Annotated in this window: 12 protein-coding genes; 5 read left to right on the top strand and 7 right to left on the bottom strand. The window is 55.4% G+C overall.

Annotation, left to right across the window (positions count from 1 at the left end; genetic code table 11):
* Window positions 1–89: 89 nt before the first annotated feature.
* Complete coding sequence (locus IDH41_RS14780) at window positions 90–407, top strand: iron-sulfur cluster biosynthesis family protein (protein ID WP_190862279.1); 318 nt, start codon at window positions 90–92, stop codon at window positions 405–407.
* Window positions 408–456: 49 nt separating this feature from the next.
* Here the strand turns inward: IDH41_RS14780 and IDH41_RS14785 are convergent, their stop codons facing one another.
* Complete coding sequence (locus IDH41_RS14785) at window positions 457–996, bottom strand: DUF309 domain-containing protein (protein ID WP_190862282.1); 540 nt, start codon at window positions 994–996, stop codon at window positions 457–459.
* Window positions 997–1120: 124 nt separating this feature from the next.
* Between IDH41_RS14785 and IDH41_RS14790 the strand changes: the two genes are divergently transcribed.
* Together IDH41_RS14790 and IDH41_RS14795 are read left to right on the top strand one after the other, a co-directional pair.
* Window positions 1121–1537, top strand: a complete 417-nt coding sequence (locus tag IDH41_RS14790; RefSeq protein WP_223829737.1) for a hypothetical protein — start codon at window positions 1121–1123, stop codon at window positions 1535–1537.
* A gap of 2 nt (window positions 1538–1539) precedes the next feature.
* Window positions 1540–1818 carry a YxcD family protein gene (locus IDH41_RS14795; protein WP_190862284.1) on the top strand — a complete coding sequence of 93 codons (279 nt, stop codon included), beginning with the start codon at window positions 1540–1542 and terminating at the stop codon, window positions 1816–1818.
* A gap of 104 nt (window positions 1819–1922) precedes the next feature.
* On the opposite strand, the gene IDH41_RS14800 is transcribed toward IDH41_RS14795, so the two are convergent.
* The 3 genes from IDH41_RS14800 to IDH41_RS14810 are packed head-to-tail and all read right to left on the bottom strand — an operon-like array spanning window position 1923 to window position 5747.
* Window positions 1923–3017, bottom strand: coding sequence for a GerAB/ArcD/ProY family transporter (locus tag IDH41_RS14800; protein WP_190862286.1), 1095 nt, complete (start codon window positions 3015–3017; stop codon window positions 1923–1925).
* A gap of 18 nt (window positions 3018–3035) precedes the next feature.
* Window positions 3036–4223 (bottom strand): Ger(x)C family spore germination protein, encoded by a 1188-nt coding sequence (locus IDH41_RS14805; RefSeq protein ID WP_317890753.1) that lies wholly within the window; start codon window positions 4221–4223, stop codon window positions 3036–3038.
* A gap of 27 nt (window positions 4224–4250) precedes the next feature.
* Window positions 4251–5747 (bottom strand): spore germination protein, encoded by a 1497-nt coding sequence (locus tag IDH41_RS14810; RefSeq protein ID WP_190862290.1) that lies wholly within the window; start codon window positions 5745–5747, stop codon window positions 4251–4253.
* 169 nt (window positions 5748–5916) lie between these two features.
* Between IDH41_RS14810 and IDH41_RS14815 the strand changes: the two genes are divergently transcribed.
* The gene (locus IDH41_RS14815) at window positions 5917–7839 is read left to right on the top strand and encodes a glycosyl hydrolase family 18 protein (protein WP_190862292.1); all 1923 of its coding nucleotides are present in this window, start codon (window positions 5917–5919) and stop codon (window positions 7837–7839) included.
* 200 nt (window positions 7840–8039) lie between these two features.
* Here the strand turns inward: IDH41_RS14815 and IDH41_RS14820 are convergent, their stop codons facing one another.
* From IDH41_RS14820 to IDH41_RS14830, 3 genes are all read right to left on the bottom strand, one after another.
* Entirely contained in the window at window positions 8040–9317 is a 1278-nt protein-coding gene (locus IDH41_RS14820) for an ATP-binding protein (protein ID WP_223829752.1), read from the bottom strand.
* A 284-nt stretch (window positions 9318–9601) separates the two neighbouring features.
* Window positions 9602–13093 (bottom strand): RCC1 domain-containing protein, encoded by a 3492-nt coding sequence (locus IDH41_RS14825; RefSeq protein WP_190862296.1) that lies wholly within the window; start codon window positions 13091–13093, stop codon window positions 9602–9604.
* Window positions 13094–13232: 139 nt separating this feature from the next.
* Entirely contained in the window at window positions 13233–14141 is a 909-nt protein-coding gene (locus IDH41_RS14830) for a LysR family transcriptional regulator (RefSeq protein ID WP_190862298.1), read from the bottom strand.
* A 132-nt stretch (window positions 14142–14273) separates the two neighbouring features.
* Between IDH41_RS14830 and IDH41_RS14835 the strand changes: the two genes are divergently transcribed.
* Window positions 14274–14609, top strand: a complete 336-nt coding sequence (locus tag IDH41_RS14835) for an antibiotic biosynthesis monooxygenase family protein (RefSeq protein WP_190862300.1) — start codon at window positions 14274–14276, stop codon at window positions 14607–14609.
* Window positions 14610–14623: the final 14 nt, after the last annotated feature.

Raw genomic sequence — 14623 nt, forward strand, 5'->3', positions numbered from 1 at the left:
TGATCTTACTTATTCCGCTCATTATAATCAACATAAAACCCGCCGGCCCGCCAAGCCGGCGCACCCGCGAAGAGAGGAAGCGAACCGCTATGCACATTACATTCTCGAAATCGGCCGTACAGAAGCTCTCCCCTTACTTGGGCGACGGAACGAAGCGGCTCAAGCTGCTGCACGACATGGAGGGCTGCGGCTGCGTCGTTAGCGGCGTCCCGGCGCTCCAGCTCATCGACGGTCCGTCGGTCGACGACAAGCTCGCCGAGGGCGATCCGCTGCCCTTCTATTATGAGCCCCGCCACGAAGTGTATTACGAGCCGAAGCTCAAAATCGATTACGACGAAGGACAGGGCAGCTTCAGCCTGAAGAGCGACGGTCAAATCTACACGACGCATCTCCGTTTAATCGTTTGACGCGCACCTAAACATGCGGGCGGCTGTGGAACGAGGGGAGCGGGCAGGCTCAGGACGAGCCGCCCCGCTCCTTTATTTTTGCATCGTAGGCTTCCCGCCGGGCGGCGATGACATCCGTACGGTCGCGCAGTTTATGCCGGTGCACGATCGAGTCGTCCTTCATCGGGCTCGGCGCTCCCCATGTCCAGCCGCGCTCTTCGCATTGCGCAAGACAGAGCGCCGATAATCGATCGCTCGTGATTCGAAGGTTCATATCGGCGTAAACGAGAGGCTCCCCGCCCTTTAATGCCTCGATTCTCTCCGCCAGCTCCGCCTGCAGGCTCTCCCGTTCGATGCACAGCCGATCGAGCGCGTCCGCAGACAGCTTGCGCTCCGCTTGCCCGAACATCATCAGCGCGCCGCGGAAGTTGCCCCGGCGCTGGTGATACAGCGCCACGGCAAGCTGAATGAGGCCCACCCACGCCTCGGCGAGCGCATCGCCCGGATGCTCCTTCCAATACTCCTCCAGCAGCTCGTGGCATTCGAAAAAATCCCGCGACGCATGAAATTCCGTCAAATAGGAAACATATGCATTAGGAAAATTGGTCATAACTTCCTCCCGCCAGGCTAATTGTAAAAAAAGGAATGACGTTCAAATGAAACCTTTGTCTATCTTAGCCGTATTTCACTATGTTCGCAATGCAGCAAAACGTATATCAGGAGGAGAAAGACAAATGAAAAAGGGATTTATGGTCATGCTCGCACTCGCATTGTTTTTCACGTTAGGCTTTGGCCAATATGCCGACGCGAAGCCAAGGGGCGGAATCAAGTCTCCGAAACAGAGCTATACGCAAACCCCGAAAAAAAATGAAAACACGAGCCAGACGAACACCGGCGCCAAAACGGGAGCGACGACCGGCGCGACGAAGCCGGGCTTCTTCGGCGGCGGCAGCCTGATGAAAGGCTTGATGATCGGCGGCTTGGCCGGCTTGATGTTCGGCGGCTTGTTCGCGGGAATGGGCGCATTCGGCCAAATTCTCGGCCTTATGATCAACCTGCTCGCCATCTTCGCCATTATTATGCTGATCCGCGTCGCCTTCGTCTACTTGCGCAGCAAGCGCAACCCGCCGAATCCGCGGAGACCTTATTGATCGTGCGCATCTACACGGACGAAATCATTAACGCCATCTGCCTGCACATGGCGGAACGCAGAGGCGTGAAACCGTCTGATGTCGAGGTGCAGCTTTCCTGGGAAGAACAATACGGCTTCACCGCCGAAGTATGGGTGAGCGGGCGAAGCCAATACATTATCGAATCGAACATCCTTGAGGCAATCGAGCAGTACATGTACAAGGAATACAACCGCCGCGTGTTCCGCTCCTCCATTAAGCTGGACGCGGACGAGGAGTTTTGGGCGGAAATCGAAGATTAATCGGCCTGTAAGCAAAGCACTCCGGAAGACGAACGATCGAAGCGGTCGACGTCTCCGGAGTGCTTTTTTTAATCGCGGGAGTCCGGCATGAGGATTGGCTGTCGTCAAGACGGCTTCTTTTTTCTGTTCCTGAATAATGCGGCGACGAACAATAAAGTAGTCAGTCCTCCTTCTACCAGTAGCGCCGTCAACGGGAACCAAAATTCGAATACCTTAAACGTGTGGAGCATATTTTTGCCAAAAGGCGGCAGAACCGGAAGAATCGTAACGAGCACGCCAAAAGGCAAAATCCATTTGCGGTGCGAACGAGTCCCGAACAGCTGTGCCGCTCCTTCGGCAGCGATATAATATAAGACCGACAACGTAATAAAAGTGCCCGAGATATAGACCAGCATCATTAAAATGTCGACCCGCTCTAGGAAGACCAGTTGAATGGTACGGGTAAAGGCATAGACCGGATAATAAAGACGTCCGACGACTTCCTGTCCAAGCGCCGCGATGCTGTTGAGCAGCCATAGGGTCATGATCGACGCACCAAGCAATACGGCCGATGCTTTGAGCTTGAACGTACGCTTCGGATTGTTATGGTGCGGCATAACCATTCCCATCAGAATGCATACACCGAACCAGCTGGCCGGATAGACGGACGCTTTGACGGCGGGCCAAGCTCCATTTTCCAATTGGGGAAGCAAATTGCTCAGTTCGAGTTGCGGGATGGAGATGAGTACGCCGGCAACCGAGACAAGCAGGATGAGAACGGAGATGATTTCCGCCAATCTTGCGATCGTTTCGATCCCGTTGTATGCGGCCCACCCGGCTGCTACAGCCATCGTAGAGGTCAACACGATGAGGGGCGTTCCGACCAAGAGCGTCGATGACAGGAAGTTGCTGAAGATGAACAGCGACAAGCAAATCACTACGGCAAAGAAGAGGATGAAGATGAACCCGAGCGCGTATCCGGCCTTCCCCAGGATGGTCACGGAGTATTGAACCAAAGATTGTCCGGGATAAGCCCGTCCCAGCCAAGCTAATAGATAAGCCACGTAGATGTCGATGACGGTGCCGATGACCATGGAAAGCCACAGATCCTGTTTGACGGCGGGAACCAGCATGGTTGGTACCGAAAAATAGGTCAATGAAGTGATCGAGACGAAGATGAGCATGAAAAATTGTCTGTCGGATATCAGATCCTTGTTCAACAAGATGGACTCCTTTTATTATCGTGCCTGCGATTTGGAGACGCGTTCGAGACCCGAGTTGATAATCGTCGTCTTTACTTCAACCTTGAAATCCAGCTGCGGCAAACGGTTACGCCAATTCGGTTTTAGTTTTTTCCACTGCCCGGGATGTCTTTGATGGATGAATTCTCCAAAACCGATAATATCGCTCCGATAATTTGCGTAGATTTTTGTTAAGGTTTGTTGAACCCGGTCTTGCAAAAGCCCGTTCAGCCGCGATTCAAACTTCCTAACGATCTCCAAATCCGTAAAGTCCATATTTAGCGCAGTTTCAACAGCCTCGGCCTTCGCTTTGAGGCGAATCTCTATTGTAATTTGCTTCCCCTGAACATTCGCGTTAAAGCGCGAACGTAACCCGCTAAGCCTGAAAGATAAGGTTTCGGAATTGTCGGAGGTCAAATCAACCAAAACCGTTCGTCTCCCAATCTCCTTTTTTATCCACCGCATCATTTCCGTTTCTTTATTTGACAGCCACCCCACCATTTTGCCCTGATGAAAAACGGCGGTGTTGCTGATTTTCATAATATTTCCACCCGTGGCGGGAATGATACCTGCTCCGATTGCCTCGTGGCCGATCTGATCCATTCTTGGCAGAAATAAATAGAGCTGCAATTCTCCCGCAGAAGGTCGCCTCTCCTCGTTCATAAAATAAAGCCTCCATGCGTCGGATGGAACATTTTCCAGTTCCTTTGCATATTGGAGCGTCTCCTTGGCGGATCGTTTCGAGATTAAGATCGGGGCCGTCAAATTTTTATTTCCCGACCGCCAAAAATAATCCATATGATCGTGAACGCCGCGCCTGGCAAGTTTCTCGCTGATGACGATCGAACGGGTTTGCGTCAAAAAAAGGGTCTTTTTCGTTTGCTGCTGGATCAAATCCAAAGCGCCGTTTATCGTTTTGGCCGTCGCGGAGTAGATAGCGAACGGCCTTTTCTCTTTTCCGCTGCCTCCCGCGCCCGTCGGCGGCGTCGGATTCAGCAATTGAACGGTCACTTCGATCTGGCCTTCGGGTGCGGCATCGAGCCCAAGCCCGGAGACGACCGTTAAATATTCCAAATTTTTTTGACTCCAGCAGCCGCTCGTAAAAAGAAAAGTGAAAACGAGCAAACAACCGACTGACAGCACCGGCTTGCATCTCATCCTTTTTTCGCCTCTCAATCGCAACATGATCTAGGTCGGAAGCGCTCAATAGCGTTAATTCTTTTTTGTCCGTACGATCCACCACGGAAGACGGAAGACCGTTTTCAAAGCTTCCTTCGATTTAAACGGCGCAATCGGAGCCAAATAAGGAGTCCCTACCGATTTAATCGTGGTCAAGTGGATACCGAGAAGCATCATTCCCAGAACGATGCCGTACAATCCCAGAATGGAAGCAAACAACAGCATGAAAAAACGAAGAAGCCGGACAGCCCCCGATAATTCAACCGAAGGGATGATAAACGATGCGATAGCGGTTCCTGCCACGACAATAATCGTAGGAGGCGAAATAATTCCCGCGCTGACGGCCGATTCGCCGATAACCAATGCGCCTACGATGCTGATCGCGGAACCGATCGCTCTGGGCATGCGGACCCCGGCTTCGCGCAAGCCTTCGAAAGTCAGTTCCATAAGCAGTGCTTCGATAAGCAAAGGGAAAGGAACCCCTTCCCTCGCGGCCAGAATGCTGCTTAACAGTTCCGGCGGGACCATTTCGGGATGGAAGGACAGAATGCCCACGTAGAGAGCGGGAAATAACAGCGTAATGTATAATCCGATCAAGCGCAGCCACCTGACGAACGCTGCGATCGGGAAAGCCAAATAATAATCTTCGGCGGTTTGCATCAGATGAAAAAACGTGCAGGGCAGCAGCAAGACAAACGGCGAGCCATCGACAATGACGACCACTCTTCCTTCGAGCGCCCCGCCGGCAATGTCATCCGGCCGTTCCGAAATATAGACCGTTGGGAAAATGGATCGCGGAGCGTCTTTGATGATTTCTTCAATGTAATTCGATTCAAGCACGGCATCGATTTGTATCCGCTTCAGTCTTTCACGCACTTCTTCTACGACCTGTTTTGGCGCGCGATGCCGCAAATAGAGCAGAGCGATTTGGGTATGGCTGACGCTGCCCACTGTCATCACTTCGACATGGAGCCTCTTATCCCTGATTCGCCGGCGTATTAGGGATACATTCACCGATAAGGATTCAACAAATCCGTCGCGGGGGCCGCGTACGACGGATGTCGAGGAAGGCTCCTGGATGCTCCGCGTCTCGTATCCCGTATTTCCTATTGTCACGCCTTTCGTCATTCCATCAACCAGAAGGACGGAAGCGCCGGATAATAACCGGGTTAGAACGGAATCGACCGATTCCGCTAAAGCGACTTCTCCGGAAAAGATAACCGAGTCGCAAAGCTGCTCGTAAATCCCGTCTGCAGTCGGGACGATCTCCATTCGGCTGCCGCGTTCAAGCAGCGGAGCAATAACATTCTGATCCAGCGAATGCGCATCATTCATGCTGTTGATCCACAATATTGCGGCAGGGACGGCCGCCGACCCCAGCTTGAATTCGCGAATCGACAGGTCCGAGCTGTATCCGAGCTCGACTTGGATCGTTTCAAGATTGTCCCCGAGGCCGGATTTAAACGGAATGCAGGAATTGTCTTCAAGTTCGGATGAGCTGGAATGATCGGGAAATGCGTCGTTTTTCATGATACCCTCATTTTGGCCGTATTTTATGAGTCGTTGTTAAGATTACCCAAACCAATAAATATATTCGTCCCCGTTTATTTCCAGCCTGCTCTCGATAGAATCGGAGAAACATCCTCCCTCTTCGTGCGTCTAATAGATAGATTCGGAGAGGAGAGTGGATGAAGAAACGATGAGGAGTAAACTAAGCGCGGCTCTGCTGCTCGTTCTGGTCTGTCAAATCGTCATGGCGGGAGCCGCGGGCATCGCCGGCGCCGCCGCGGAGGCGCGGATGACCAAGTTCCGCGTCTATCAAAACGACAAGGCGCTGCGCGAATTTCCGACCGAGGCGCAGGCGATCGCCTACGCCCGCAAGTTCGGCTACAGCCGCGTCGAAACGATCGCCGGACGGAATTGGGTGTGGGACAATTTCCCGCGTTACAAGGTTTATCAGAACGGCGCGACGAACGCCAAATGGGAGTTTCGGACGTACGAGCAGGCGCTTGCCGTTGCCAAGCAGCTGAAGAACGCGCATATCCGCGACCTAGAGAACATCGGCTGGAAGTACGAGACCTATGCCCGATTCCAATTGTTCCAAGGGGACAAAACGCAGCAGAAATGGTCGTTTACGACCCTTGCGGCCGCGAAGCAGGAGGCCAAAAAATGGGGCAACGCCCACATTATCGATTTGTCGACGAACAAGTGGGTTTGGGGCAACCTGACTTCCGCGCAAATCAAAGCGCAGCGCGCGGCGAAGCCGGTCTACCAGGTGACGGTCGACGGATTGCCGGCTCAGGAGGATAAGCTCCACGCCTTCCTCTACGACGCGATTAACGCATCGCTGACGGTACCCGGCAGCGAAGTCGTGAATACCGCAACCGGAAAAACCGTGCATTCGAACGTTCCTTCCTACACCGTCGTGAAGGACGGCGCGACCGTCAAAGCATTCGTCAGCCTGGATGCCGCCGTGGGGCTGGCCAAAAAAACGCCGTACGCGGAAGTGCATGCGGGCGGCAAGGCGATTTGGTCCGGCCTGCCTTATTTAACCGTCTACCAAGGCGAGAACAAGCTCCGCATGTTCAACACGCGCAGCGGCGCGATCGCCTTCGCGAAGGGCTATGCGGACGCCTCGGTCCGGACGGCCGACGGGCGTTCGATTTGGAACAACGCGAAGAAGCTCATCTACCTGGGCTGGAACGGAAGCGCGACCAGCCAGACCGTGCTTGACCATGCCGCGGGTACGCAGGGACTTACGATCGACTCGCCTACCTGGTTCGAGCTGGCGGCAGCCGACGGCTCGATCAAGGACACCTCCGACATAAGCGTCGTGGAGACGTTAACCGAGCAAGGCATCGAAGTCATGCCGCTTGTCCATAACCAGTTCGACCGAACGATGACGACCGCCTTCCTGAAGAACAAGGCGGCGCAGCAAACTTTTATCGACCGGCTCGTCGGCAAGATGTCGGAGCTTCGCGTCGCTGGCGTCAACCTCGACTTCGAACAAATCGCCGGAAGCGACCGGGCGGCGTATACCGCTTTCGTAACCGCGCTTTCGAAAGCGGTGCAGGCGAAGGGCATGAAAATTTCGATCGATCTGCCGAGAGGCAGCGTCAGCTGGAACCATCAGACCGCTTACGATCATGCCGCGATCGCTGCCGTCGTGGATACGGTCATCATTATGGCGTACGACGAGCATTGGTCCGGCAGCACGGAGCCGGGCTCCGTCGCTGGACTTGAATGGACCGAGGAAGGCGTCAAGCAATTTTTGAACTACGGCATACCGCGCAGCAAGCTTATGCTCGGCATTCCGTTCTACGTCAGGGAATGGAAGCTGGACGCTTCCGGCAAGCTGGTCGGCAACCGTGCGATTTATATGAAGGAAGTGCCTGAACTCATCGCGAATACCGCCGCGCAAGGCGTGCTTGACCCCGAGTCCGGCCAAATGAAATACAAATACGCGAAAGACGGTTTCACTTATCTGTTCTGGGCGGAGACGGAAGCCACGGTCAAAGCCCGCATCGACATCGCCAAAGCTTACGACCTTGCCGGCGTCGCCGCTTGGCGGCTCGGCTACGAAAGCTCCGAATTATGGACGGCGATGCTGCAAATGAAATAATAGCCGGATGCAGGAAGATCCCGGCCCTCACGCAAACGGAGGAGCCGGGATCTTTACGGTTTAGCATGCTATGGATTCGCGTTTCGTTCCCGTTCAAATCGTTAGACAGCGGATCATGCTTGCCCTGAAGGCGGAAATTGAATCCGAATCGCTGCTCCGCGAACGACAAAAAAGACCGCCAGCGCAGTCGCCGAGCAGCCTTATTCGAATGTTGGCGAAGCGGGCAAGCGGATCGTAACCTTCGTCCCCTTGCCAAGCTCGCTTTCGAATGCGATTTTGCCGTTCATCGCTTCGATGATCCGGACGGTTACCAATATGCCGAGCCCGGTTCCCGTATCCTTGGTCGTGAAGAAGGCTTTGCCGATATTGTCCAGGTCTTCCTTGGACATTCCGGAGCCGGTATCGACCACCTCGATGTACACTTCATCATTCCGCGCGTAAGCGTTGACGGAAACTTCGCCCGTTTCTGGAATCGCTTCCACTCCGTTTTTGATCATATTCAAAATAACTTGCGTCAGCCTCGGCTTGTCGGCCAGAACGTACAGATCGGACCGGTCGCAGTTCACGCGCATCTCGACATTCTGGATCAGGCTGTACGAATTCATCATCTCGAACGTATGGTTCAGAAAATCCGATACCTCGATCACTTCCAACTGTTCGACCTGCGGCTTCGCCAGATTCAAATAGTCGGTAATGATGTATTCCGCCCGATCCAGCTCCGAGAGCGCGATCTTTAAATAATTTCGCTGCTTCAGGTCGACCGAATCGCTCAGCAGCTGAATGAAGCCCTTCACGACGGTAAGCGGATTCCGCACCTCATGGGCCACGGAAGCGGCGATTTGACTGACGATCTTCAGCTTCTCGCTTCGCTCCAGCTCGAGCCTCATCGCGGCGCTTTCGATGATATGTTCGTTAAGCAGCGAGGAGATTCCCATCCCGATAATCGTCACGAGCCCCATCGCGGAGAAGACGACGACGCTGTAATCGGGCTGCTCGATTATGTACCCGTTCAGTCGCAGGTAGAGATAGAGAAGCGCTACCGTAACGAGAACGGAATGCAGCGCCAGCGCCAAGCAAAGCGCCACTCTCTTGATCGGCACGCAGCGGGCGAACGCCTTGACGAACGGGATGGCGGGGCCGATCATAAAGACGAACCCGATCATGGAAAGAATAGCCGCGTCCCCTCCGATATAATACCGGTAAGCCTCGGCAATGAGAGACGCGATCATGCCCGGCATATAATAGCCTTTGCTGTAAAGGATCGATACGATGACCGGGATGCTGCGCAGATCCCATTGGAAATCCGCAACAATGTTAACCGGGAATGTCATGCAAATGACGGCCGCCCCGCCGAACATGATGCCGTTCAAGATTTGGTAACGAAGACTGTCGTTGGCTCTTTTCCTCGTATAAAAGAACTGCTGGATAAATATGGGGAACAATATGATAATGAGATGTAAGAGCAACTGGTTTACCATATGTGTCAATCGGTGTCCTCTCTCTTTACTAGCTTTGCTATGCATAGTACTTGAGAACTAAAGCCCACTCTACTATATTAACACAAAAATAATTGGCCGTTCATTCTTATTTTGCTATAAATGCGATGCGAAAGCCTACCGTCCGAGCTGCCTCTGCTTCACGGCTTGCAGCCTTTTATTCTTTCGAGCCAGGCGCGATATCAGCAGCAAAGCGAATAAAACGAACGCCTGGGGAAGCGGCTGCTGCCGTTTCCCCAGGCGTTCGATGATCGCTTGCCTCACCTCTACCCGTCTATGAGTCCGCTTAGCTTCAGCAGCCGATCAACCGTTGTGGCCGCCTCCGCTCTCGACAAATGGTTCCTCGGCAGGAATAAGCCTCCGGCTCCTTTGAACAAACCGTTTTGAACGGTCAAATCGACCGATGGCTTCGCCCAACCTCCGATCAGCGCCTCGTCTTGAAACGGCTCGGATCGCCAGGCGGCATCCTCGCTACGTTCGGCTCCCCCTCCGGCCAGCTTCCACGCCCTCGCCACGATGACCGCCGCCTCTTGCCGCGTAATGGAGGCGTCGGGGCGAAACGCGCCGCCGGGCCCGCCTTCGATGATTCCGTATTCGTGCGCGATGGCGGCGACTCCGGCGAACCAATCGCCGGTATCGACATCCGTGAACGTCCGTCCCGCTCCGCCGACCGGCAATCCAAGCGCCCTCACGATCATGGCGGCGAATTCGGCCCGGCTTACGGAATCGTCCGGACGGAAAAGCCCGTTATTCCCGCCGTTCACGACCATTCGCGAGGCCATCTCGTTCACAGCGGATTCGGCCCAATGCGATTTTACGTCTTCGAATGATTTCGAATGTTGAACGACGGCATAGCTGCTATTCGTCAAGCTGCTGACGACCGCGACGTATCGGCCCTCCCGGACCGTAAGCCGCGTCGGGACGGGACGGATCTCTCCGCCTGCCTCCAATACGACGGCGGTCGTCGTAACGGCAGGCCCTCCCCCATCGGGCAGCGGAATTTCCCGCTCGATATAGGCGTCGAACCGATCGGCTTCGATCGTTCTTCCGCCGTAGGAGACGAGCAGGCTGAAATCGACCGGCGTAGTCAAAATCTTAAATCCCGATCGTTCCGATAAGGCTTGCAGCTCCGCCAACCGGCTCTCGCCGCCGTTTGCGATAATCATCTCTACGGCAACGTCCCGAGGCTGAATCTGCGCGCCGAATTGCGGATAGATCCGATTGATCGGCACTTGTTCGGCAGGCAGCCTGTAGCTGCCGATTCCCGTCTCGATCTCAATTACGGCGTGCTTGCTCCGCAGCAGACTGACGGCATGGCCGCTAAGCGTCACGGCCGTACGATCCGCGTCCTCTTCCACCGCCAGACGTATAATCGGATATTCGCCCACCGCTGCCAAATGTTCTTCCAGCCTCTGCGTATCCACCGTTACGATCGCGGACGTACGGCCTTCGCTCTCCTGCAGCGTTCCGGACGCTATCGCGTCCATCTCCTCGCCGTTGACCGTCGCGCTTGCAAGCGCCGGCTTCCCGCCGACCGGCTGAACCGCAGGCGGGCGCTCTGCTCCGCTTCGGTCCGCCGAGATCCGGTAGTGCTTCACGGAACGGTCCTCTGCCGTAACCGCGAGCTCGATCCGGCTGCTTCCGACTTGAAGCGGCAGCGATTCGCTAGCTTGTCCGCCCGTTATCGCGAGAGGACCATATACGATTCTCCCTGTTCCGTCATAGACGCTTGCGGCAACGCTGGCACCGAGACCGCCTGCTTCAGCAGTAACCGTTACCGAATCGACGGCATGCGGCACGCCGATCGCATAATCGGTTACGTTCGGCGAAAAGGCCGGCGACATGGGCACGGCCTGCGCCCCCGCATTCACGACCAGCGACTGCAGCGTCGCGTCGTCGCTTGGAACCGGAATATCGGGATCCGTCTCTAGGGCAAAGGCCCATGACGATGCATCGCTTATTCCTTCGTATGCATTGCCCGCCGCATCCTCGAAAGCGCCTGCGTCAATCGTGACGTAATAATCCGCGCCCAGCGGGAGCGAATCCTCCGGCACGACGGTCACCGTCTCGCCCGTTACCGATACCTTCGCCAAGTCGGCTGCATCAATCGTCGCTTCGACGGCGTCGTCGTACGGGCGGCGGATGACGATTTGTTTGCCCGCGACAGCAATGACGGGTTCGTCGAACGAGAGCGACAGACCGGCAGCCGGGAGCGGCCCGGACGAGCCGTTAGCCGGGGAAAGCGCCTGAACGAGCGGCGGTTCCGAATCGGGTACCGGTTCGGCGGCCGTATCCGCCCGCTGCATCGCATAGGCGCTCTTGTTCCCGGCCCCGTCCACGACGATGACGTTAATGTAATACGTCCTGCCGGGCTCGAGGCCCGTCGCCTCGAACGATCCGGTATCGCGCGTTAATGATCCCGCCTCCGTGCCGTTCAGGATCGCTTGATTCACGGTGGCGATATTGCCGCTGTCGGAGCGGATGACCTGATAGCGCAGATCGCCTTGCCGGGACATATTGTCGTCCGCCTTCGGCCAGCTTAGCTTCAAGGCTCGCGTCTGCCGGTCCGACACGGCAATCGCGCCGTTAACGACGGCCGGAGGCGTTACGTCCATTACGGCCGCATTTTTGACGGGCAGCGGCCTGTCTTCTCCCGTTCGGTCGCCTAACAATCCGCCGCCATTGTAGCCCCATGCCCAGCCTAATCCGTCCTTGTCCATGGCAAGGCTGTGATAGCGGCCGGCGGCGACCGCGGCCATTCCTCCCAATTCGGGAACCTGGATCGGGACATTCGTTTTCTCGATCGACCCGTTGCCCAATTGATATTGAGCGTTGTACCCCCATGCCCAGACCGTGCCGTCCACTTTGATCGCCAAATTGTGAAAATGGCCCGCCGAGACGGAGACGACGTCTCCCAAAGAACCGATCTTCACGGGCGTTCTGCGCTCCGCGTAAGTTCCGTCCCCAACGGCGCCGTTCGTATTCTGGCCCCATGCCCAGACATCGCCGTTCCCGTCCAGCGCGAGGGCGTGATTGTAACCGGCCGATATGGCGACGATGCCGCCAAGGCCGGCGATCGGCATCGGCGTCAGCCTTTTCTCGTCCGCCGACCCGTCGCCCAGTTGTCCCTGCTTGTTCCATCCCCATGACCATACCCGCCCATCTGAAGCCAGTGCGAGGCTGAACGATCCGCCGACCGCCGCCTCGACGATATCGGTTAACCCGGGTACCTCTACGGGCGTATGCCGCTGCTCGGCCGTTCCGTCCCCCAGCTGTCCGGCATCGTTGTTTCCCCATGCCCATACTTTGCCGTCGCTGCCTACGGCGAGCGTATGCAAGCCAGAACCGGACGAAACCGAAGATATAAGTTCAAGCCCGGGCACCTCGACCGGAGCAAGCCGATCCTCTTCGGTGCCGTCTCCAAGCTGGCCCTTCTCGTTCGCTCCCCATGCGTATACCGTGCCGTCCTCTCGTACGGCGAACACGCTGTAGTAGGTTACGGCGATCGATTTCACGTCCGACAGGCCCGTTGCTCTGACCGGACGCGAATAATTATTGGCATGCCCATTGCCTATTTGGCCTCTGCCTCCCCTTCCCCACGACCATACCGTGCCGTCGCTGATCAGACCGACGCTGAAGTAATCGCCGGCATAGATCCGGGGAGCGGCCGCTGCCGCCGCTGCCGCTCGTCCCGCGGGAACATGAAGCGCGCTTAATAGGAGCAACGCGCTAAGCAGCAGAAAACCTGTTCGCCTCATCGTTCACTTTCCTCCAATCCAATCTTTTGAAGAATAACGTCGAATGTTCGGGTTTCGACCGACAAAATGACGTTTCTCGCCATTCTACTAAAAAATCGGATCGGATTATATTAACGAAAGTTATCTATTCCTTAATTTTTTACCGCTCGGCATCCATCCCGGATTCCGATGCGCGACCATAATCGGCAACCCATTGTTCTACGCATGCCGTCATTTTCTTGGCGGCGGGGGAATTGTCTCTAAACGAAACGGCGGCAAGGCCGATCGTCCGGTGATGCTCGCCCTCCAGCGGACGGATGCAGAAGTCTCCCGGCAGTCCGGTCAGGATAAGCTCCGGGAGAATGCTAATCCCGAATCCGTTCCGAACCATCGCCACGATCGCTTGGTCGTCCTCCAGCTCATACCGGATGGCCGGCGCAAGCTTGTATCGCGAGAAGATCCGCAAGACATCGTTGTCGCACCCCGCGATCGGCATAATGAATGGCTCGTTTACGAGTTGTTCGATCCGAATCAGCGGCTCCCGGCAGAGCGGGTGACCGGGAGGCAATAAGCATACCATCCTGTCTTTATGGAGCGGAACGGTCTGAAGCGCTTCCGAGACGGGCAGATTAACGAAGCCGAAATCGCAGACGCCGCTTGCGATCGACCGTTCGATTTCATCGTAGTTGCCGTCCATGAGCTTAACCTCGATAAGCGGATGCCGCTCTCGGAAGAGCTTCAAAATTCCAGGCAGCCAATGAATCGATACGCTCGAGAACGTACCGATTGTGACGCTTCCGCGCTCGACCCCCTTGATCGCCGCAATCTCTTGTTCAAGCTTTTCCCGAGCCTGGAGCATTTCCCTGAAATGCCCGATCAATCGCTCCCCGCTATTCGTAAGGCGGACGCCCGACCGGTTCCGGCGAAGCAGCGTTAATCCGATATCGCGTTCCAGGCTGGCGATCGCATGGCTAACGGCCGATTGAGTAAGATTCAACCGTTCGCCTGCTTTCGTCAAGCTATCCAGCTCGACTGCTTTGCAAAAAATTTCGTATTTCATCAAATTCATTTTTGCCTCCGCATTCTTTCATGAATATAATTCATTTAAAGGATGTTAAACATTCATTTTATTTATATTAATTATAGAGCTATAATCGAGTTAATCAAAGACATTCGCAAGCATTGAAAGGAGCAATTCCAAATGCAACATCAAACGAGCGAATCTTCCGGCACGTACTATGCCGTCATCTTCTCGAGCCAAAGAACGTCCGGTGATAACGGATACGGCGAAATGGCCGATCTTATGGAACGGCTGGCCGCCGAGCAGCCCGGATTTATCGGCGCGGAGAGCGTTAGGGATCATTCGGGTTCCGGCATTACCGTTTCCTATTGGGAGAGCCTCGAGGCGATTGGCAATTGGAAGAAAAACGAAGAGCATCGGGCCGCTCAGGAGAAAGGAAGGCAATCCTGGTACCAAACGTACACGATCCGGATTTGCAAAGTGGAACGGGAGTATTCCTTCAACGGCGAACGTTAGGGAAGGACTGCGTC

It is taken from the genome of Paenibacillus arenilitoris, assembly GCF_014705655.1.
GTDB classification, from domain to species: domain Bacteria; phylum Bacillota; class Bacilli; order Paenibacillales; family Paenibacillaceae; genus Pristimantibacillus; species Pristimantibacillus arenilitoris.